This is a genomic window from Flavobacterium aerium (genome assembly GCF_030766725.1).
GTDB lineage: Bacteria > Bacteroidota > Bacteroidia > Flavobacteriales > Flavobacteriaceae > Flavobacterium > Flavobacterium aerium.
In genome coordinates this window covers 78,535-100,944 of sequence record NZ_JARQWR010000009.1, presented here as the reverse complement: position 1 = coordinate 100,944, position 22,410 = coordinate 78,535, and the positions used below count along the sequence as shown (strand labels likewise).

General features: G+C 31.8%; 21 protein-coding genes. 3 read left to right on the top strand and 18 right to left on the bottom strand.

Annotated features, from left to right (window positions below; all coding sequences use genetic code 11):
* Positions 1-48: 48 nt before the first annotated feature.
* The 18 genes from P6733_RS13195 to P6733_RS13110 form a co-directional block, all read right to left on the bottom strand.
* Positions 49-1,293 carry a hypothetical protein gene (locus P6733_RS13195; RefSeq protein ID WP_306353373.1) on the bottom strand — a complete coding sequence of 415 codons (1,245 nt, stop codon included), beginning with the start codon at positions 1,291-1,293 and terminating at the stop codon, positions 49-51.
* Between the two features lie 15 nt (positions 1,294-1,308).
* Entirely contained in the window at positions 1,309-5,511 is a 4,203-nt protein-coding gene (locus tag P6733_RS13190; RefSeq protein ID WP_306353372.1) for a C40 family peptidase, read from the bottom strand.
* The gene (locus tag P6733_RS13185) at positions 5,511-6,377 is read right to left on the bottom strand and encodes a hypothetical protein (RefSeq protein WP_306353371.1); all 867 of its coding nucleotides are present in this window, start codon (positions 6,375-6,377) and stop codon (positions 5,511-5,513) included. The genes P6733_RS13190 and P6733_RS13185 overlap by 1 nt, the downstream gene beginning before the upstream one ends.
* Before the next feature lie 82 nt (positions 6,378-6,459).
* Complete coding sequence (locus P6733_RS13180) at positions 6,460-6,867, bottom strand: hypothetical protein (protein ID WP_306353370.1); 408 nt, start codon at positions 6,865-6,867, stop codon at positions 6,460-6,462.
* Positions 6,851-8,149 carry a hypothetical protein gene (locus P6733_RS13175; RefSeq protein WP_306353369.1) on the bottom strand — a complete coding sequence of 433 codons (1,299 nt, stop codon included), beginning with the start codon at positions 8,147-8,149 and terminating at the stop codon, positions 6,851-6,853. Before P6733_RS13175 ends, P6733_RS13180 begins: the two co-directional genes overlap by 17 nt.
* Positions 8,150-8,215: 66 nt before the next feature.
* Positions 8,216-8,470: a hypothetical protein gene (locus P6733_RS13170; protein ID WP_306353368.1), complete on the bottom strand. Its 255-nt coding sequence runs from the start codon at positions 8,468-8,470 to the stop codon at positions 8,216-8,218.
* Positions 8,467-9,717, bottom strand: coding sequence for a hypothetical protein (locus P6733_RS13165; RefSeq protein ID WP_306353367.1), 1,251 nt, complete (start codon positions 9,715-9,717; stop codon positions 8,467-8,469). Before P6733_RS13165 ends, P6733_RS13170 begins: the two co-directional genes overlap by 4 nt.
* A gap of 1 nt (position 9,718) precedes the next feature.
* Positions 9,719-11,542: a type VI secretion system Vgr family protein gene (locus P6733_RS13160; RefSeq protein ID WP_306353366.1), complete on the bottom strand. Its 1,824-nt coding sequence runs from the start codon at positions 11,540-11,542 to the stop codon at positions 9,719-9,721.
* A gap of 132 nt (positions 11,543-11,674) precedes the next feature.
* Positions 11,675-12,592 (bottom strand): tetratricopeptide repeat protein, encoded by a 918-nt coding sequence (locus tag P6733_RS13155; protein ID WP_306353365.1) that lies wholly within the window; start codon positions 12,590-12,592, stop codon positions 11,675-11,677.
* A gap of 31 nt (positions 12,593-12,623) precedes the next feature.
* Complete coding sequence (locus P6733_RS13150) at positions 12,624-13,199, bottom strand: hypothetical protein (RefSeq protein WP_306353364.1); 576 nt, start codon at positions 13,197-13,199, stop codon at positions 12,624-12,626.
* A gap of 1 nt (position 13,200) precedes the next feature.
* Positions 13,201-14,160 carry a polymorphic toxin type 23 domain-containing protein gene (locus P6733_RS13145; protein ID WP_306353363.1) on the bottom strand — a complete coding sequence of 320 codons (960 nt, stop codon included), beginning with the start codon at positions 14,158-14,160 and terminating at the stop codon, positions 13,201-13,203.
* A gap of 9 nt (positions 14,161-14,169) precedes the next feature.
* Positions 14,170-14,565, bottom strand: coding sequence for a type VI secretion system tube protein TssD (tssD, locus tag P6733_RS13140; protein ID WP_306353362.1), 396 nt, complete (start codon positions 14,563-14,565; stop codon positions 14,170-14,172).
* Positions 14,566-14,661: 96 nt separating this feature from the next.
* A complete protein-coding gene (tssD, locus tag P6733_RS13135; RefSeq protein ID WP_306353361.1) occupies positions 14,662-15,048 on the bottom strand; it encodes a type VI secretion system tube protein TssD in 387 nt (128 codons plus the stop codon).
* A 276-nt stretch (positions 15,049-15,324) separates the two neighbouring features.
* Positions 15,325-15,711 carry a type VI secretion system tube protein TssD gene (tssD, locus tag P6733_RS13130; RefSeq protein ID WP_306353360.1) on the bottom strand — a complete coding sequence of 129 codons (387 nt, stop codon included), beginning with the start codon at positions 15,709-15,711 and terminating at the stop codon, positions 15,325-15,327.
* Positions 15,712-15,926: 215 nt separating this feature from the next.
* Positions 15,927-16,313 carry a type VI secretion system tube protein TssD gene (gene tssD / locus P6733_RS13125; RefSeq protein WP_306353359.1) on the bottom strand — a complete coding sequence of 129 codons (387 nt, stop codon included), beginning with the start codon at positions 16,311-16,313 and terminating at the stop codon, positions 15,927-15,929.
* Between the two features lie 241 nt (positions 16,314-16,554).
* Positions 16,555-17,922, bottom strand: coding sequence for a DUF5458 family protein (locus P6733_RS13120; RefSeq protein WP_306353357.1), 1,368 nt, complete (start codon positions 17,920-17,922; stop codon positions 16,555-16,557).
* An 8-nt stretch (positions 17,923-17,930) separates the two neighbouring features.
* Positions 17,931-18,392, bottom strand: a complete 462-nt coding sequence (locus P6733_RS13115; protein ID WP_306353356.1) for a type VI secretion system contractile sheath small subunit — start codon at positions 18,390-18,392, stop codon at positions 17,931-17,933.
* A 66-nt stretch (positions 18,393-18,458) separates the two neighbouring features.
* Positions 18,459-19,475: a PKD domain-containing protein gene (locus tag P6733_RS13110; protein WP_306353355.1), complete on the bottom strand. Its 1,017-nt coding sequence runs from the start codon at positions 19,473-19,475 to the stop codon at positions 18,459-18,461.
* 533 nt (positions 19,476-20,008) lie between these two features.
* On the opposite strand from P6733_RS13110, the gene P6733_RS13105 reads away from it, so the two are divergent.
* From P6733_RS13105 to P6733_RS13095, 3 genes are read left to right on the top strand one after another with little or no spacing between them, the layout of a single operon-like run.
* Positions 20,009-20,611, top strand: coding sequence for a C40 family peptidase (locus P6733_RS13105; RefSeq protein ID WP_306353354.1), 603 nt, complete (start codon positions 20,009-20,011; stop codon positions 20,609-20,611).
* Entirely contained in the window at positions 20,611-21,537 is a 927-nt protein-coding gene (locus P6733_RS13100; RefSeq protein ID WP_306353353.1) for a hypothetical protein, read from the top strand. Before P6733_RS13105 ends, P6733_RS13100 begins: the two co-directional genes overlap by 1 nt.
* Positions 21,538-22,401 (top strand): TssN family type VI secretion system protein, encoded by an 864-nt coding sequence (locus P6733_RS13095; RefSeq protein WP_306353352.1) that lies wholly within the window; start codon positions 21,538-21,540, stop codon positions 22,399-22,401. It begins immediately after the preceding gene.
* Positions 22,402-22,410 lie beyond the last annotated feature (9 nt).

Sequence of the window (22,410 nt, the reverse complement as noted above, 5' to 3'; positions counted from 1 at the left end):
CAAAAACCCTTACTAGAAATAGTAAGGGTTTTTTATTGGCCATATATATTACTCGTAGATTGTTTCTTTTTTTGCGTAATCTATTATTTTTTTCAGATTCGGTAAATTAAAGTAGTTATTACTTTTAATATAGTCCTCTGCTCCTTTGTCTCTTGCTAATAATTGAGCCATTAATGTATTGGGGTAGAAATCTATGTTTAGTCCCTGTTGATCATTTTTGATGTATAACTCGTCATAATAATTAGAAAAATAGGCATATACTTTTCTAACCTCATCTTTTGTTAATTTAGCTTTCGTTCCTTGAGCTTGTTTGGTTAAATAGAATCCTAGTCCTCTAATTAGTTTACTATTTTCTTTTGAAGCTGTCTCTTCGATATACTGTAATAATTCTGCTCTTATTTCTAGTTCATCTTTACAGTTTTTCACTACAATAATGTCTCCAACATCTCCATTATTCATCTTACTATTGTCTGAGTCTTTCAAATAATCACTCATTACTAGCTCATTAAACTTAGCATCTTTTGTATAACCAAATGTTATTACTAGAGTTCTAACGAATCCTTTATCATTCATTACCAGCCAATTTCCGTGTGCTTTACTATCATTGAAAAGATACATATTACGGGCAACAATTGTAGTAATGTTTTGTTTACGGGCTCTTGACAAATTGGCATTATCTGTTCTATCCTCCAGATCTTTCCATAATTCAATGGATACCATTTCTCCTTTACTATCTTTTGTTTTCTTGGCTATACTTTTTTCTGTTTCAGCAATTTTTGGAAATGCTTTTCTATAGTCTACAATTTCTGGTACAGCATATAAATCGGTTATGATACCTTTATTTTTCACGATATAGGTTCCATTATACTCTGTTCCGTTGTTTTTAAAGTAGGTCAATTTTCGATCACACTTATCAAAATAATTTACATATAGGTAATTATTAGGAGACTTCGGGTCTAGAACTCTTCCAAAGACTGATTTTATTTTTGAAACAAATTGTTCTTCTGTTGGTGTTTTATATCCATTTTTTCTCAAAATGTCCTCAATTAAAACTGCGCTTGCTTCTAAATCTTCTTTATGAAATTCTTCTTTAGGTAGCTCACAACAATCATTGTATCGATTCGCTCCTAACTGTAATTGATTTGTTAATACATTTTCAACCATACTATTATTCTTTTCGGATATTTCCGTTTTAGATTGATTTATTTTTCCTTCTTCCTTTGTCTTAGTTTGGCATTGCACAACAAAAGGTAATAATAGAAAAAACATTAATTTATTCACTTTTAATTCCATACTGTTTTTTTTATATTATCTAGAACTACTGCTTGAATTTTCTGCATTTACATCGTATTTCGGTAATTTCTTTTCATCATCAGATGGCTTATAGGTTTTCGGTTTCATTATTCTAAAAATAGAACTACTTGTTTTAGCAACCGAGCCTAAACATATTTTCTGTCCACCTGTAACGTTTGACCCCTGATTTCCTCCTAAATATACATATCCTGTACCATCTTTAGTCTCTCCAACTATTATTGCGACGTGTGAGAAAGTAAATACAATAATTGCTCCTACAAATGCTTCTGTTATTTCTCCATTTGGCCAACCATCTTTACTTGCATTCCCTGCGACTTTTGAGTTATTCTCTTCTCCCCAGTCGTATGCTCCTACATTTCCTTTAACGTTTGTATCCTTATAGTCTTTGGTATGTTGGAAACACCAAAAGATAAATGTTGCACACCATGCATCAGTATGATTTAAAGTTGGGCTACCTGATAAAGCAAAATATTCTGCTACTCTTTCTTTTAATGGGCTATCAACTTCTGTTTTTCCTTTATGAGTATTTAATTCTTCCCATGCTACTTTCAGCCATGGTGCAGCTCCCGCTAAATTTGAGTTTTCATCACCACCACCTTTACATCTAATATCATACTCAAAAACATCATTTTTCAATATTCTAAAAGCTTTTTGTCTCTTATCCCAACCGTGTGGGTCTTTTTCTAACTTATGCTCTTTGCTATATCCATTCAATATTTTTGCTTGCAAATAGAAGTATTTGTCTTCTTCTTCAATATAATTAGCAATTCCATTTAATGATTGTCCCAATGCTTTCTTGAAGTATTCACTCTTCCACTTCATTGCTTCTCTTTCATCAGTTGGTGACCAGTTAGGGCATTTTTTATCAATGCTCCACATCCATCCTGCACTATCAACAGTATAGTGAAGTTTGTCACTAATTAAATCTGGACTCGTAATGATGTCTTGATTCCCTACATAATTCGCATATCTTTTATAAGGTCCTGGAACTTCATATAATGTAGCTCCAGTAGCTCTTTCTCCAGTAAGTTGGATTAATCCTCTTCCTTTATAGGTTGATTGACTAGAGGCATGACTACTCAAGCCTTCTTTTGTTGCCACGAATAAATCGGTTTCTCCATATACTTGTGCAAAAAACGAAATTTTTTGCATACACGTATTAATATTATACTTCCCAAAGGCTGTATTTAATTCTGCAACTAGGCCTGTCCAAGATTCATCATCTAACTCACATCCTGTCCAAATTGTTGTTCTTCCTGTAACTGTTTTAACGATGTTTTTCAACATTTCTTCTGTCATCGGCTTATTGCAATAACAGTCTTTTTTATTTTTTATTTCAGCCATTTCAACCGCTACTGGTGAAATGTCATTTTCAATTGCTTCTTGTGTGGTTGTATTGGATACTTTTAAACAGCCATTCTCATACAATAAGTATTGTTTTCGCAGGGAAATCATTTCTTCTTGTGTAAAGGGTGTGCCATCTTCTTTTTTTGCCTTAATCCCTACACTTTCTAAATCTTGTGTAGTAATTAATGATACACTGCTTTCCGTTGATTTTAAGGTAACCTGACCTTTTACTGGAATAAAAATATCTTTTCCTTCTGCATCTTTTCCTTTCTTACTGACCCAAGCAAAATAAAAATCTACATTTTTCTCCTCGGGTTTATTCCATTCTTTATCGGGTGTAAAATCTAATTTCAGCATACTGTCTGTTCCGACTTTCTCCGCTGGATATGATTTTTTTGATGTTAGGGCACTCACTGTATCATTTTTGACTGCCATAGCCTCTCCTGGAATTTCCTTGTAGACATTCACTAGTAATTCATCATCTTGCATATTGACGGTATGTACCCATATTTTATGGGTTTTACCATAAAATGTTTGTGCTCGTTGAATATCTTTCCCAGCTTCATCGGAGAAAACAATTGATTTTATTTTCTTTTCTGACGTAATACCAAGAACTTCATTTGCTTCTAAAACTTCATATAACGTTTTATCTCCAATTTGAACAGCTCTAGCATTTTTAATTTCCATTGCGGCTGGTAATGTAACATTCCCACCTGTAGATGGGGCAACCTCAACTGTAAATATAAGTTCATACTTAGGTGTTGGATTTGCAGCAGTTGGTGGAATAGCTGCCTCTATTTTGGTTTTATAGGCATCCGTTGTGGTAATTTTGAAAGATCCTTTTCCTTCTTCATTTAATGAAAATGGTTTCTCTTCCAGCATGAACTTTTTCTCTGGATCGCTATAAAAACTATCATCTAATCCTTTGATCCAGACTTTACCTATCATTTGTTGTTTGCCCATTCCGGCAATTTCCACAAAGGCAAAGGAATCTTCTTTATATCCTGTTTCTGTACGTTTATATCCCGACTGATAGGACCATAATGCTTTTTTAAGCTCTGGTGTAGCTACTTTAATAACTTTTGAAATTTCTTTTGTATCGCAATCGTTTCCTTCAAGATGGAATTTAATCGTGTATTCTCCTTCTTTTGGGAAAGTCAATGTTCCATCACCATTATCGGTTACATCTGTGCTTCCTGTATTGATTACAACTTTTTCATTGGGAACAAGTGCCATTCGAGTCTTTGCTTCATATTTTACTTTAGTACCCGTAGGGATTACCTCTGGAAATACAAGGCTATCAACACTGTTTCTAGCAACCTCAAAATTATAGCAATCCATATATGCTCCTGCCTCTTTAAACTCAGGATTCTTATCTGCCGCAAGTGCTGATCCATAGGCTTCTAAAACATAGTTCCCAAAATAGGACCCATCTAAAATTTTAGCATCTTGGTATAAAAAATCATTTGCTCTTTTATTTATTACGGAGATTTTTGATACTGCAGATTCTTCAAAGACTCTTATTCGCCCTTTCCCTTCTTTTTTCAAGTACCATTGTATATTTTGAGCAGTACCACCTACATAGGCAACGTTAAAGTCTTTTACTTTTGCATTAATATTATCGCTGTATCGTATTAAACCATTTCCGTGTTCAACATTTTTTACACCAATTTTTTCTGCAACTGTAATTTCTTTTTTAAAGGGTGTTCCGGCGCTACTAGTCGTTGCAGAAACTGTATATTTTCCAGCGTTTTTGAAAGTAATTGTCGCAATATTACCAGACATCATTACTTTTACTAATCCCGTATCGGCATTTGCAGCACTGTTATATAAGATTTGATCTCCTTGCGTAATTTTCCAACTTGCTGAAGGAGGGCTTATAATAATATTAGAATTTAATATTTTTTGACCAGGCAATAGATTATTTGTAATCTTATATTTTAAGGTGAATGGCATTGGAATATTCTTCAATACACTGTCTCCTGGGGTCGTGATTTTTTCTACATAATTTTTTATGTAATCAATAAAAATCGCGCATTTGTTATCTCCTGGTTTGCTTCCATAGGCTTCTATACGGTATTTACCTTCTGTTAAGCCTGTAAATAGTTTATCAATATCTAAATTAATTCCCTTACCAATTCCGATATAGGTTCTTACTTTATCTTTAACATCTGTGCCTTTGAATAGTCCCCATACAATTTTAGACTCATCACCAGTATATTCTGCTTCCAAAGTCATTTTTGTTTCAGGCATATTTAAAAATGCATCAAATAGAGATCCTGAACTTTTCTTATCTAAGTATAAAAATGTTTCTCCTGCATTACCTACTATAGGTAAAGTTACTTTAATCTTTTTTACACCCGTTTTAGTAGTTTTATCAGCAATTGGCCATTGTGGACTTATGACACTTACTTGGAACTCATCTTTCTCATTCACTTTAATAGTTGATGTTTTTTGAGCTTGTCCACAATCTGAAATTTTGATATCTCCTGGTTTACCATATCCTGGACATTTTCCTGTAGAAATGTCCAATAGTATTTTCATACTACTATTGAATTCTACATTTTCATAATAGTCTGAGTATGTAATTTTACATTTGCCTGCACAAGGCATTTGTTGTCCATTCGGTGTAAGACATTTTCCAAAACCCTGACCATTATCAAAGCTTTCTGCTTTGTCATCTAGATAGGTTCCAATAGGTTTATCGGAAGCAAAATATTTATTCTTGCCTAACTTCTTTGTTTGGCTGGTCACTTTTAAAACGGATGCTGTACCTGGGGCATTATGATCCACAGAATTGGAGCAATAAAACTTTGCTCCTTCAACTACTAAATTACCTTGCTTTCCCATTATTTTTCAATTTCTGTGCTAAATTTGATTGTAATATTTTCACTATATGAGAACTGATTTTCAACATTAAATTCAATTAAAGCTGACTTATAATTTAATTTCCTCGTTTCATTTTCAATTTCAACATCTATCGTAGCATTCATTTTTGACGAAAAGAAATCTGCTCCTTTTTCTAAACCATATCGGTCCACAATCCTCTCAATTAAATGTTTATCTAAATTATCATGTGCCTTAAAGTTCATAACAAAATTATCATTGACTAAATCTGTACTGTTATGACCTTTTATCTCTTGTCTGCCTACAACTGCCAAATCCCAATAACATGCTTGATCTGTTGTATAATTTTTATCAATTGGTACTGCTATTCTAAAATTTATAAAAAGTAGATTCCAATAGGCTTCTTTGGCTCTATTTTCAATAAACTTTCTCTGGTTTAGAATCACTTCATAAAATTTCTGAAAAACTTCTAAATTCCCATTTACATCATATTCTTCTATGGCCAGTTTTTTTGCTTTACTTCTCCAGTTTTCTGTCCATTCTTTGTGGTTTATTACTTCTATGAAGTTCCCGCATTGATCTACTTTTATTTGTACTGGGTATGTATAATCCTCTAAACAACTTAACAGTCTTAATGTCTCGTTTTCGAGGTCTACATTTTTAATTTTTACATTTTTTTTATTGATCTCCCAAATTTTGTCTTCTCCTAAGTCTTCGATGCAACTTAATTCAATTTCAAAATCGGATTCAACAAATTTTAAATTTTTATTTATTACTAATTCTTTTCTATGATGGACAGCATAAACCCTTATAGTATCCCATGCATGGATAATAATTTTTTTTAAGGCTTTAGATTTATCGAAACTCATGTTTTTTATCTCAATCAATGTTGTAACTGTTTAATATTTATATCACATCCATCTTAATTGTCCATTATATTGTGCGAATGAATTATCTCAAATAACTATAATTATAATCCTTACCATCTATACATGCATATATTATTTCATACTTATAGAAGTTTTTATGTAGATTGAGTTTATTAATCTCATTCTTTATCTCTTTTGCTTTAGCTTCTAAACCTAATGTATCTGAATCGCAAGGGATATCATTTACTATAATTCTGTATGTTGTGGTATCTTTTGGCGCTGTCATATTATATTTTGGTTCTCTCCATACTTTTTTTGCATGGTTTTCTTCCTTAATTTTTTCAAATAGCACTTTTTCATTTGCTGTTATCTCTCCATCACCAGGAGTTGTTAACCAAAAAACTGCCAAAAAACTGTATCTAATTATAACTATTGCTATTATTGCTACTACTGAGATTATTATAATTATTTTTTTATTTTTTGAAATCATATGTTTCGTATTCGTTTAATGCATGATAGTGATAAGTATCGTTGCCTTTTATAACTCTTTGGAATTGTGTATTATTCTTTAGCCCGCTACTTTTATAAATTTTCTCATCATAACTTGATGTCGTTGCCGGACCTAATCCATCGGATGGAAAACGCATGTATTTCTTTTCAGATCGATTATAGACAAAATTAACTGCTTCTAAATCTTCAAACCATTTCCATACAAAGGCTTCATCTTTCGTGTACATATGCCCGAATTCATCTTTCTTTGGATTTTTCACTAAGCCTGCAAACTTTATTCCTTTTATTATCGGTGCATCGTCTGCATTTTTATACATCAATACCGGATCCCAGTCAATATCAATCTGGTATGTTCTATCAGGGAAATTCACAGAGAAACCAGATGTATCTGCTGGAGATAGGTGTACTACTTTTTCAACTTTGACATTGTGTGATTTCATTACGCTTAATAATCCTTCTGAAAAAGCTCCTCCCATACTATGGGACAAAATCATTATCCTTCTACCTTCTTTAAAAATTTCTTTGTAAAATTTTGAATCTACATTTTTATATCTCGCATCTGCAAATTCTTTTCCTTGTTTAAATCTACCTCCTCCTGAAGAAAATTTTGTTCCAGCTCCATTAATGAAATATTCTTTTGGTGCTTTAAAATATCCTTTTGCTGCTTGTTTCAGTTTTGTGCCCCAATATTCTTGACCCCATTCAGTTCCTGCATATGGCATTAATTTATTCCAATACCCACATACATATATTATAATTGGCTCCAGAACTTTTATTTCTGCCTCAACACTTACTTGTTTATTTGAAGCCTTACAAAAAGCATAAATTCTTAGCTTAGTGGATGTATTATCCCCTTTTAGCATGTGTTTTATCTCTTTATAACCTTTATTGGTAACATCTTTTATTTCTTTAATTGCTCCATCATCATATTGTGATGCCCATTTTATATTTTTTAATTCTTTCTCTTTCGGCGTTCTATTAAATTGAGTGATTTTGTAAGTATACCATGTGCCTTTTTCAACAACATTAACTTTTTTGTTGTTCTCATCAAATGGGCCTTCAATTTTCTTTATTAAAAGAACATCATCCTGCTCTTTGCTCGGATTAAATTCATCGAATTTTTTTCCTTTCTCTTTTCCTATAAGCTTTGCTTCAGAAACGGTTGATATGGAATAGTCTGCCTTAGTGGCTCTAAATGAAATTGCTTCTGCTTCCTTTCGGGATACTCCAAATATATTTCGAGTTATCGTTCCATCTTCCATGTTATTGTTGTATTATTTCACTTAAAAGAATAAAAATCTATAGTTGAAATTTTTATTCTTTAGCGTTTACTCTTTTATTCCAGATTGTTTTTGATTGATTCTTTTTCTATATAATACTACGGCGACAATCAACATTAAATCTACCAATAGAAATAATGGAACCAAAAAAGTGATTATCATTGCATTTAAACCGGCTTCTTCTCCTTCATTACCATTACGACTATATTTAATATAATCGGGTAAATTATCAATCAATAGATAAATTATATATAGTGAAATGATAATTATAAGAATTTTACAAATTTTTATTATCCAACTCATTCTTTTAAAATTTCATCTAATTCTACTTGTTTTGTTTTTTCCCAGCTTCCTCTTTTATTAATGATAATAAAGAATCTTTTCTCCGTGTCTTTTGCTCTTAATTCATTAATCTTATTGGTGATTTTTAACCAATGTGAATTTGATAAATCATCGTCATAGTCATCATTTATTGAAGCTTTTTTGGCTAATTCTGCAGAGCTATAAATGTCATTTTGAGGAATAAAAGCAAAACATCCTAATGAACCTCCCAACCAATCTACAGTCCCGCCTTTCCATCCAGCTCCATAAACTCCACCAATATGCAACATCACATTATTCGCTTTATCACTTACGGCTCTTTTATCTCCAACAGGTTTACCATTGACATCTACTTCTATTTCAAAAGGCTCGGCATCAATGCTTCTATTTTTATTTTGCATTAAAAAATACCCTTTACATTCTGCAGGCGCTTTGGATGGAAAATGTATTTCTTCTGTTAAATAAAGGTTTTTACTGGCGTCTTTCGGCTCAAAAGCCCTATTTAATAAATGGGCTTTTTTATCTTTTTCGCCTAAGTAATACCATCCATCTCGTGTAACATTAAATTCTACAACATCGGTCATTTTTCCATTCTCATAAAAACGTAAAAATGCTTTATATGTTTCTACTATTACTCCCGGTTCATATGTATAACTAAACCCTTTTGCTGCTGGATGTCCATATAGTTTTTGAATAGTATATCCTGTTTTTGTTGTCGATATATATAATTTCGGATATCTACTTCTCACAAAACAAAATGCCGACACGTCTTTAGTATGTGATCTAAAATAAGCGTAAATTCTTACATTACTAACTTCTACTCCTTTTAATATTTTCAGTTTTACTTCCTGATGTCCTGCAATACTTCCAGATTCTTCAACTTTATCATCATCATATTGCCTCGCCCATTTAAGTCTTTTTAATTCCTTTTCGGTAGGCTTTCTACTAAATTCGATAATTTTGTAGGTATACCATTGGTCTTTTTCTATGAGGTCAACTTTTTTACCATTCTCATCAAATGGTCCATCTATTTTTTTTACTAATAGAACATCATTGTTTTCTTTTCTAGCTTTAAATTCATCTAGTTTTTTCCCTCCTTTTTTTCCTATTATTTTTGCTTCTTCAACAGAGGAAATAGAATATTCGCCTTTACTTGCATGTAGTGAAATGGCATCTGCTTCTTTACGGGACAGTCCAAATATATTTCTAGTAATTGTTCCGTCTTCCATATTACTGCATTTTCACTTTTTTACCACTGTTTACATTTACTTGTGTTGCACTTTCGATAAAAATATCTTTTAAAGTACTAACAACTTGTCCTTCATGCATGTTCTCATTTATGTTTTTCGCATTTGAAGTTCTACTTCTAGCCGCAGTTTCAGTAATATTACTAGCTGTTAAACTATAATCGTCGTTTGCCATCTCAGTAATATTCTCTCCAGCTACTATGTTCACATCCATTTTTGCAGAAGCGACAATATTACTTCCTGCATTCATTATAATGCTTTCTCCTGCTTCTATCGTAACATTTTTTGGTGCATTCACAACAATGTTTCCATTACCGTCCATAAACCAAGTATTACCACTAGGATCTTCTACTGTTATTGAACCTTCATCATCATTCATGATTACTTTCGTTCCAGATCTGGTTTGTATTACTTTAAGTTTATTTTGCGAATCTGCATAACCGCTATATTCTGATCCATTGTACATTGCTCCTAATACAAATGGTTTTTCTGCATTTCCTGCTTCAAATGCTACCAACACTTCTTCTCCTACTTCAGGAATAAAATAGAATCCTTTTCCTCCTCCTGTATGAGGATTTGTCATACGGATCCAAGGGGTTACGCTTCCTAATCCTTTTTGCCATGGAAACTCAACTTGTACTCGACCTAATCCTTTTGGATCATTATTATCGACTACTACTGCTGGTTGAGTTTCAGCCTGAGGTGTGCTGTGAACATTCCCGTACGGTGGACTAGCTACTGTATCTGGTACTGCATCGAATGTATTATGGTAGTTTCCTGATTCATCACATACGTGTGTAATATCGGTAATATAATAGCTTCCAAAGAATTGTTCTTGTAATGAGTCTAGTGGATTTGACGTAATTGAAAATGCTGGTTCTCTAATTACAACGATATCTCCAATACGTAATCCTGTTTCATCAGAATCGCCTCTAGCCGTTACTAAATCTGATGCTCTGGATTGTAATTGTGTTTTTAATCGATCTACTAAATGGGCACGTGAATTTCCTTCTTCAATACTATTACTGTATAGCATTGTTGATTGATTCGGGAACATTTTCTTTGAGACTTCTACCATAGCTTGAGAAACTCCTTGTGTTTGATAATTTACTTCAGCTGCTGTAGCTTTTTGATTATCGGCACTTGATGATTCGTAACCTAAGTATTGAAAATTCATAGCTTTTGCACGCATTTCAATGTTAAAAGAATGTAATATTCTACCGTATTCTAAAGTGAAGGTTTTAGGTTTTGGACTACCAAATCGTAATTCTTCTCCATTATAGTATAACCATTCTCCTTTTTTTTGTGCCATTCTACATAAAAACCCAAAATCGCTTTCATTATACTGTACAGTATATGGAAGTGTTGTGTCACGTTGAATGCTTACACTTGGTTTGATATTTTCTTGGGAATAGCTTTTCAAAATTTCATTTACAATTTCAGAAAGTGTCTGCTCGGTATATGATTTTGCATGTGGTGTTCCTTCCATTAATATGGTTGGACTGTATCCATTAATAATTATACCTCCCGATGAACCTGAAGTTCTTACCATTTGTGCTTCAGTGATAATCCCATTAAATATTAATGGAGACTCTGTAAGCATATTTGAAGGCGAAATTTTAATATTTATGGGTTGGCCAATGTAACTTTGTGCTTTATCCATTGCCTGAGTAATGAACTCTTTAGGTAATGGTTGCAACAATGAAAATTGGTGGTGTGTGTTTACTTTTTGGTTAATTACCAATTGTGAAAATCGAGGCAATACCTCACCAGAAATTCGTATTTGTACTGTAGTGCTAATCGGCATAATAATAAGTATTAAAGCAATTTATGACTCTGTAAACTTTATAATTTATTCCTCAATTATCATTTAAAAACGCATGATAAACTTAAAGAAACTTTCTTGTTTTGCTTTTTGACCAAAAACAAATAATCTTTATTAATTACATCTTAATGTTAAATCTTTCAAACTTTGATCTATAGCACTGATACTATTATTAATAGTGCAAGCATCGATCATTTTATTTTTTTCTACATAGTACGCTCTCTTAAAAATTAAAGCATCTATATTTTGAGGATGAATTGTTAAACATGAATCTAATGCTCTCATCATTTTTTCATCCTCTTTTTTATCGTGATAAACCTCTGCCATTCCAAGGTAAGCTGGTATGAAATTGGGTTGAATTGCAAGTGCTTCTTGATAACGTTCCAATGCTTTTTCTTTCTTTCCTAATTCATAATATAAATCACCACTATTTGTTATTATCAAGGCACTTTTAGGTTCTCTTTTCAGGGCTAAATCATAATTTTTTTCTGCCTGATCTAATTTTCCTTGATGTATTTTTATACTGGCAATTATATTATAGGCTATACTCCAGTCCGGAAATAATTTATTTGTCTCCGCTAAAACCTCTAATGCCTTTCCCATTTCACCTTTTTCCGCTAAAAAAGTGGCATAATTGGAATATATCCATCTATTACCTGATTTTAGTTGAATTGCTTTCTCAAACGTCATTTGGGCAGAATTGACTTCTCCAATTTTCACATACATTTTTGCCAAAAAATGCTGGATATCCGAGTTATTAGGATGGATACTGTCCATCTTTTTAGTCAGTTGAATGGCTTTGATATAATTATTTTCTCGAACTGCTTGAGCTATTTCTCTATTAATTATTCTGGCTTTTTCAGGAAATTTTTTAATTCTCTCTGAAAGTTCTTTATTTTCAATAATAGCTGCTTCCTTATAGGCATTGTCTAAATCTTCTTTCTGATATTTTCTAGATTGAGAATATGCATTAGATGCATAAATAATCCAAAAAAAAATCAAAATTTTATATATTGTTTTGCTTGTAGGCATACTATTAATATAGTGTAAAGAGCATCAATAATTAATTCATCGGATAGAATATATACGGAACTCCATTGACTTGTTGGTTTTCTGTACTTGTTCCTCCTCTTACATAAAGCGTGTCTCCTTTTAGCTTTGCTGTTTGATATGTAAAATCTTTTCTATACCAGTTATAGGATTCCATTTCCACGATATCATTATTTATTTTATAAATCGAGTAATCTCCTTCTTTTTCAAAGTTTTTTACATCTTTTAGCATATTTTCTTTGCTATAGAATCCCCCAGAAGTCATCCATTGTCCAGTATTAGAAAACTTATAATAATACCATCTGTAATACTGGATTATTGTATCATTTTTTGGCACATTATTTCCAATGGCGGGGTGCGGGTTATTTTTATAATATTTATCGTAGTTTTTTTTAGAATACTCAAATTTTTCAAGGGTTGATTTGACGTATATGCCATTTGTTTTCAAAAGGCTACCAGCAGGTAATACAAATTCTTTATTGTAGTATTTGTATTCTTCTTTTGTAGCTTCTTTTTTTGCAAACATACCGACAGATTCACAACTTGAACAAACTAATAAAGCAACCAAGTATAGAATGATTTTATTCATCTTAAAAGCCTTTACCCGTCCTTGGTCCCATTTGTACTTCCCAATGATTTTCACGTGTTGACGGAATAATATGGAAGTTCATTGGAATGTGAATTGCATTTTGAGACCACATGTGTGATCCTCCATAACCGTTCACGCCAAACTGACCTTCTGGTGTTCTCAACCTGAAAGATGTTCTTCCTTGGTTCAAATCAAAAGAATGTGCTTCGGCTTTCCATGACGTACCACCTCTATATTCGTCTAAATAGTCTTGGGTAAGTTCTGATGCAAGGTTCGTTTTATGATCAAATAAGCGATACATTAAATCTCCTTCTCCTTTTGGCAATGGTATACTTTTCTCAAACTGATCTAATTTCATTTCATCAGAAGATATTTTTTTTCCATTTTCAAAATGAGAAGATCGAGGTTGTACATCTGTATCAGCAGTAAATACATCACTTGCAATAACCATTTGATAGGGACTATTTTTGGATCCAAATGTAAAGTTCCCTCCACCTGTCCACCAACGGTCATATCCGTCAGTAAGCCCAACTTTCTTACCTATTTGAAAATCATTATAGGTTTGAAAACTGAAATTCTGAGCTCTTAACTGAACAAAACCAACTTGTTGATTTCTACCGTGATTATTGAAAATAAGATTTGTTCCTACTGTTGCAGAATACTTATAGCGATCTGTAAGTCCAGTGCCACTATCAACATGCAAAGGATAAATATCCATTGGGTTACCCTTACCGGCTCCAGCAGTTAACTTCCCTGTTAAAACAGCATCATAATACATCGAATTCTTATCAGGGAGCGCACCTAAACCTCCATTATAGAAGTTTACAGCCAAATTTACACCTGGCTCTACAAAGTTCATTTTCTTACTGACTCCTACTCCTGCTGTACCGCTGAAATAATTTTTCTTTGCCCCAAAATTATAAGTAATACCGACAAAGAATTGAACATTAAGTTCATCCATAACTGTACCTTAAAATTTCAACGGCCAATTTCTACTGAAGACAGATCCATTCATCGTAATTTCTTTTGATGAAATTAGAATTTCTGTACGCATAGGCATATCGTTGTACGAAATAAAAAGTTCGTCATAACGGATGCAGTATCCATCTTTGAATTGCAATTCTCTCATTTTCGAGATTGCATCTCTTCTGAAAAAAGTCAATACTCCGTTCTTAGTTTGAGAAGTGCTTATCATCCAATCAAAAAGCATTACACTTTTTGTTGATTCAATAACAAGGCGAAGTTTTCCTCCAACTGGGTCTGAAGATGGTTTACCACTTTTATCGGTATCCTGAGCAAGAGTGCATTGAAATTCCAATACATTCATCTCTTCTCCATCAATTTCAAGCTTAGCTAAAAAAGACATAGTAAATAGATATTTAGTTAAAAATAAAGTCCAACAAAGCAATAGAGTATGTAAAAACAGTCTATCTCTTCGTTTTAGAAAATATAATTTATAAGATTATACCCACATATTAACATGCTCGCCACCTCCCATTGCAATTTCTTTTGCAGAAATTGTAAAAGATTCAACTAAAGGATTATTTCCTTTTGCATCAAAATTTTCTTTATACTTAACCAAATAACCTTCTTTGAAACCAAGTGTTTTCAAAGTTGCATCTGTATCACGTTTAATAAATCTAATTGAACCGTCTTTTCTTTCGAAATTGTTTGTCATCCATTCGAAGAAGAATGAATCACCAGTAGATTCTACTACTAAATTTATTCTACCGCCACGGGTAATAGAAGAAGGGCGGCCTGTTTGATCTACATCCTGGTGTAAATCGTAAGATGTGTAAAGAATATTAAGTGTCTTTCCACCTACTTCTAGAAGTGCTTTAAATGCCATAATAATAAAAAATTAAGGTTAAAAATAAAAATACCGAATAATATCTAATAAAGATTAAGAAACGAATATAGCGCAAACTTTTCTAACTGCCAAACAATTCATTGCAAATCAATACCATTTAACGGTTTATTAAACCTAATTTATTTCTAAAATTCATTTTTCTTTATTTTAACATTTTTTTACTTACAATAAAAAATTAACGTTATAAACAAGGAACTTTATCTCATAAAAAAAGAGGATATTATATCCTCTTTTTTTATAGCTTACATATAAGGTTTAAACCCATAAATTAACATGGCCACCTGTACCAAAATTAATTTCTCGAGCTGAAATAGTAAATGATTCTACCAAAGGATTTTCTCCTTTTGCATCAAATTCCTCTTCATAGTTCACCATATATGCTTCTTTGAACATTAACTCTTTTAGTTTTGCATCAGTATCGCGTTTTATATACTGAATCGAACCATCTTTTCTTTCAAAATTGTTCGTCATCCACTCAAAGAAAAACGAATCATTTGTAGATTCCACAATTAGTTTAATTTGACCTCCGCGTGTAACGGAAGATGGGCGACCCGTTTGGTCAACCTCCTGATGTAAATCATATGAAGCATATAAAATGTTCATTTCTTTTCCATCCAATTTTAATTTTGATGCAAATGACATAGTAATAAGGATTAAGGTTAAAAAAATAAATACCAAATAATATCTAATAAAGATTAAGCCTCTAATTTAAATAAAATTTATCTAATTAAAAATTAAAACCCTAATAATCAGCACTTTTTAATAATATCTTAATATTAAAAACATATTTATGCCATAAAAAAAGGATGTGTACTAACTACACATCCTTCTTTTAAAATAATTTTATTTCGTGAAATTTATACCCACTCGTTTGTGTGACTTCCATTTCCACTATTCATTACTCTTGCTGAAATCGTGAATGTTTCAACTAATGGATTTGCTCCTTTAGCATCAAACTCTTCTTTGTACTTCACCAAGTAACCTTCTTCAAATTTTGTTTCTCTTAGAGTTGCGTCAGTATCACGCTTAATATACTGAATGTGACCATCTTTTCTTTCGAAATTGTTCGTCATCCATTCAAAAAAGAATGAACTTCCAGTAGATTCTACACTAATAGTTAATCTTCCTCCTCTTGTAATCGATGAGGGACGCCCTGTTGCATCAACATCTTGATGCAAATCGTACATTGCTGTAAGAATATTAAACTCTTGACCTGCAACTTTTAATCTTGCTTTAAATGACATAATAATAAAAAATTAAGGTTAAAAAATAAATACCAAAAAATATCTAATAAAGATTGAGTTACGAATTTATAATAAAGAAAATTAATTTTCAAAAAAAATACAAAAAAAAATGAAATTTATCACAAATTTTACATTAGGATAAGATAATGGTAAATAAATTCCTATAATATGTAATTATACATAATTAAGGTCACAAAAAAAAGCGACACTAATGTCGCTTTTTGTATAGAATTTAAATCTTTTATTGTTCTGCATATTCAGTATCCCATTCATTACCTTCATCTCCTTTTTGACCATCCATTTTAATAAGGAAGTTTTTTGCAGGAAAATATGGTTTTAATCGGATATCTAAGAAAATACGATCTTTTTGATTTGGATCTTGCTCGAATTTTTTAATTTCAAAATCTTCGATCAATTTATCTGGACCACATACATTGTCCAAGAACTTAACAATTTGTCCAAGAATTTCTTTTCTTGTTTTAGCATTGAAGTTTTCGAAAGCACGACGATTCAAAAAGTCCATCATTACTTTTGTTACATAATCAAATACACGTACAACTGAATAAGTTTGTAAACCTAAGTTATCACCATTGAATAAAGTTTTACCTGAGAAAGCCATTACTTTACCATATTCATTCACCATTGGGATTAACCCTAAATGCTCTAAATCGGCAATTTCACTTTTCTTAAGGTCAAACTTAACTCCATCTACTTCATTAATTCCCCCAAATTTCTTACCTGCAGTAACTTGAGACATTAAAGTATTATAGATTTTACCTGCTAAGGCTGTTGATGGTGGAATAAACAAATGATCTTGCTCATCAATTTCATCGTGTTTCCCTCTACCTACTAACCAGTTACAAGTCATAATAACATTTGATCTGTATGTATCTCCACCTGTAAGGTTTGCTAATTCAAACATCTCCATAACATCATCCGGTTCATCCAAATGTTGGAAATCGGTCACTAACATTACTTTATTATCGTATGCTATTTTTGCCCATTTCTCAATCACCTTATTCGAACCTAAATAACCTGGTATAACTAAAAGTGAGTAATTTTTTCTTAAGTCCAAACGGTCAAAACTATTCGTTAATTCTTCTTGGATATTATCAATAAAACGAGAGTTATCTAAATCTTTTAATTGATCTAACTCCGCGTTCATGATAGAGATATTTTTCACTTTGCTTTCCTCAGTATTCTTAAAGAATAAGGATAGTGTACGATAACTTTCTTCTAACTCTTTTGACTCACTTACAACAGTCGCTAGATTTTTCTTAAGAGTAGACTCTGCAGTATCTGCAAGCTCCGCACAGTTATTCACTAAATCTACTAGACTATCAGAAGATTTTAATGTATCTGCCCATAATGTTAGAACTCTTTTTAAAGAATCTCTTTCTGATTTTTTATTACTTTCACTTAAAAATATTGTTCTACGAGCTTTACGACTCGGATTTAAGTTTTGTACACCTTCAATAGCTCCTTCTAACAAATCAAATCCTCCAAACTGAATAAAAGATTCTAGCTTTTGTTCCAGCGTAAGATTTGAGTTTTCTTTTAGCTCTCTACTATTAGATACTGAAGATTGTAAATTTTCTTGGTTCTTCATAAAATAAATTATTTATCAGTTTCTTCAATTTCTTTAATTAGGTCTTCTAATGCGTCTATGATTGATTGTTTCGCTGAAGGATCTTGTAGCGCTAATTTCAACACTTTATTTGTCTTCAGTTGTTTAATCATTTTTTCGTATTGTTCATTTTTAGTTTGAAGGTCAAGTAAAAATGGACTTTGATTCACCAATCCTTTGATTGAGAAATCACTAATACTTTGGAATTTAACTTCCTCTCTCACCGTTTTACCTTGATTATCCTCAAAATTGACATTAAGTTTTGGGTCAAAATGTTCAAACACTTCATCCATATTCTTTAACCCAGTAACGATTTCAGGTCTAACTGGAGTATTTGGTGTCAATTTTTGAGCTATCAGCGTTTTGTTTTGAGGGATCTCTAAGATACTTTCTTGTCCTTCCTGTTTTACTTCATTCCCTCCAATTCCGTAGCTATTTGAAAAACTTGCCATATTTACAATTTTTATTAAACTTAGTTGAAAATTTTATTAAAATACTCTCGGGTAGATATTACTCTTTTAAAATATTGCTTTGTATCGATAGTCAATGGTTATCAGTGTAACACAATTTTCTTTGTTCTTAACTATTGATAATTCTTTAATCTTTATTCGTTTATCTCTAATATTATTATTCAATGATTTTAGAGAAATAACTTCTCCTTTTTTCATTTGCACGGTTGGCAAACGATCTTCACAGAAGTATTTCACCAATTTATCATATGACAATTTATTTTCAGAAACTCCCATCAATAGTTGTCCTAATTTCTGTTCATTAATTTCTGGAACTTCAGCATTTACTCCTTCAGTATTCAATGGTGCTTTTGTAGGTGCATCCGGAATTTTACTAAAGTAATCTTCTACTGGATCAATTCTATTTTTTCTATTACGCTCGATACGCTCTGACACTAAATCTCTGTCATCCTTTTTAGCTGGATACACATTTATTTTGAACGACTTAACATATTTATAGTCATCATTAACAATTAATGAAACTACCTTTTCTCCAGGTGTTTTAAACGTATAAGTAGGGTTCTTATCAATTGCATCAATTTTCTCTCCTTCTCCAAATCTCCATTGCCAAGATTTCGCATGCCCAGTACTATCCTTAAAATGAACTGCATCACCTACGTATGCCATTTTAGGACCTGTGAATCTCGGCATTTTTGTCTCATCAATCACATCATTCTTTGGCAAAATCGTTAGTACTTTTTCTACCGTACAATTATCATTTAATGATAGCTTCACCGTGTATTTCCCTGGCTGAGTAAATACGTGTGTAACTTTGGATCTATAGGACATAGCACTTCCATCACCAAAGGACCAAAACCATTGGTATGCATCTTTTGTATTATCTGTAAACGTTATTAGCTCTCCTGCTTTGTATGATGATGTTTCTACATCAAATTCCTCTGTAGTGCATATTTCAGCAGTATTGATCTTAAATGCTAATAAAAGACACGATAAAACAAATAAAATAACAAACAGCATAATAACCTTTACATCAAAATGCGTTTTTATTCTTGAAGCATTGCTCATTTATAAAAAATTAATATTAAACACTGTGGAAACACTCTAATAAAGGTTATTTAACCACAACTTATCTACCAAATGTAATAAAAAAATATTAATCTTTAAATTTCAATAAAAAAAATAAAAAAAATGTAACTTCTTCTTTACATAAAATTATTGCTTCCCCTTATATAATTGAGCTACAGTAATGTTATATTTTCATTTCCTTTAATTTTTTTTTAACGCTCTCTTTTTATGAAAAAATCTAATGAATTTTTATTGTCGATTTTTTTGAAATGCTTTTGAACCTCAATATCCATAGGGGTTTGTTAAATTTTCAAAAAAATGTTCGATTCATTTTTATACCATTTTAAATATTAAAAATAGAAAAATGTTCCATTAATCCATAAGCAACGATTAAGAACTACACAAGAGTCCAATCTTAATTTTGTATTATATCAATGTTAATAGGGGGAAACAATATCAATATATTTCAAAATAATCCATAAATTATTAAATAAAAAACTTATTTTTGATTTTGTATAATTTGTATATAGTTCATGAAAGCGAAAATATTATATCTTTTTACTTTATCACTTTTGGTGATTTCTTGTGGTTCAAAAAAAGGATATGGGGATCCAATCACAGATGAGCATGCGATAAAAGAGTTGGGTCTAGATAAAGAACGTAAGCCAGTAGAAAAAAAAGCCATACTCCTAACCAACGAGGAGCGTGTTTACTTTGCCAAAACCCTTGGTGTAACTCCTCAGGAGATTACCAATGAGAAGTTATATAAATTCATCAAGGAATGGGAAGGCATACCTTATGTATATGGTGGAACTAATAAAAAGGGGATTGACTGCTCTGCATTAATGCAAGAACTTTTCGATAAAGTTTATGACGAGCAATTGCCAAGAACTGCCTCTGAAATGGCTTTAGGTCGAGACATTGAACTTTTCCAATCTTTTAAGGAATTAAAAGAAGGTGATTTAATCTTTTTCAGAATGAATAATGAAAAAGTAATTTCACATGTGGGAATCTATTTAAAAAACATGCGCTTTTTTGCTGCTAATCAAAACGGAGGCGTTGAAATTACCAGTCTTAAAAAACCTTATTGGAGAAACAATTATATTTCGTCAGGAAGACTTAAAGACACTAAATAATGACTCGAAAAAATATCTCCCCCGAACACTATAAAAAGTCGGTTTCCTTTGATCTTAAGGCGGAACTTCTTTTTGAGGAACTTCTTCTTCAGAGGGTTCATGATTTAGATATTTCCATCGAATCTAATGGTCTTTTTTACCGAAAATTCAATAAAGATATTATGGACATTGATACTGATGTTCATGATAGCGATATTTATAATGTTACATTAAGTAGGGACGGTATTTACGATGTTTTACCAGAGAGTGTCACTCATAATTATCGAACTCGCGATCGCAAAGAAGATCCTGTTGAAGAGTTTAAGAAAAGAAAAAAGGAAGAAAAAGAAGCTAGAACATTTTACAATCCATTAGAAAATGAGCTTTTCCGATTCAGACATTTAGTAGAACGCTATGAGTCTGATTTTTTTTCTCATATCAATACCTATGGAATTGCAGACATTATACGTATGATACTAGGTGTTTCTAGTAATATCCCAAATCATTTACTCGTAAAAATGTTTTCTGCTTTACTGCATGAAAAGAAAAATTTAGGACAGGACATTTTAAATGTAAGTAGTATATTAGAAAAAATTATTAACGAAAAAGTTTCAGTCACTACAAAAAACATTAAATTGGAACAAGTATTTGATGTTAATGAAAGTGCCGCTGAGATTTCATTAGGTGTTAATTCGACATTAGAAAGCAGGGAAGAAATTTTTTTAAAAGAGTATCATTACACAATAGGACCATTAAGAGATCCCGAACAACTTTTTAAATATTTTCACCAAGAGGAAATGGAATCGTTTTTAATTACTTTTTTCAATCTCTTCTTACCTTGCCATGTACAGTTTTCCTACGAATTAGTTTTAAAAGGAAGCGACGAAGAGTTCTCAATGAACGAAACATCATATCAATCAAGATTAGGAATTTCAACTGTTATATAAATGAGAAAATTTTTATCATATCTTGGCGACAGCCAAACATTAATTTACATGATGCTTGCTTTGAGCATTGCGTTAATTGCCAGCATATTTATTGGAATAAAAGTCAGAAAATTTAGAGATTCAAAAAAGAGATTTTTACTATACATATTAGGTCAAGGTTTATTGTTAGTTATTTTTGAAGCCATACTATACAATCTAAAAGAAACAACATTAAATTCTAGATTTATATCCCTACAAGTGTATTTCCTAATTATGGGTTCTGTACACTTGATTTTCTATCATCAGATTTTCAAAAAATTCAATGAAACTCAGATGTATAAAGAAATCGCTATTGTATTTAATACTGCCATGTATATGGCTGTATTTTTAATTATCATCATGGGATATTATGATGAAATTGGGTTCATTTATTACAAGCTTGGTGCTCTCTTAATGTTCATAATGCCAACGCTTTGTCACAAATTATTTGAAACTGCTATTTCTATTCCAGCTAGACTTCACAAAAGATGGTTCTATCCTTTAAACAGCAAATACCCTTCTCCTCATATTTCTGAGATGCGTAATATTGTAATTCTAAATTTAGTTTTTCAAAAAAGAGCAACTGATAATCACATCATTAACTTCAAAGTAAAAGCGCCTAGAGCAATTGATTTTGGACGATTATTTTACTATTTCATTAATGATTACAACGATAAAAATCCAAATAGTTTAATTCACTTTTTGGACAATAAAAATGAGCCTTTTGGATGGTATTTCCATACCAAACCAGAATGGTTCAGCTCATCAACTTACATTGATCCTGAACTTTCAATTGACACTAACAACATTAAGGATGGTGCAACAATTATTTGTCAACGAATATAATTTTTAAAT